The organism is Pseudomonas sp. SDO5522_S412, from assembly GCF_054071215.1.
The window spans coordinates 1-222 of sequence record NZ_JBSVWQ010000474.1; the positions used below are offsets into that span (position 1 = coordinate 1).

1 protein-coding gene is annotated in these 222 nt (G+C 57.7%); it reads right to left on the bottom strand.

The features are described from left to right. Positions 1-222, bottom strand: a 222-nt coding sequence (locus ACW9I6_RS32495) for a ribonucleotide-diphosphate reductase subunit beta (protein ID WP_457340252.1), incomplete at both ends; no start/stop codon positions are given.

Here is a 222-nt window from a genome sequence, read left to right on the forward strand (position 1 = left end):
GGTGCATCGACTCATCCCGCAGGATGTACTGGAACTGCTCGGCCACGCCGGTCATCTTGTTCCGACGGCCCATGGACAAAATCTGGGTGAAGCCGCAGTAGAAGAAGATGCCTTCCAGGACGCAGTAGTAGGCGACCAAGTTGCGCAGCAGCTCTTTGTCGGTCTCGACGGTACCGGTTTCGAACTTCGGATCGGAGATCGAACGGGTGTACTTCAAGCCCC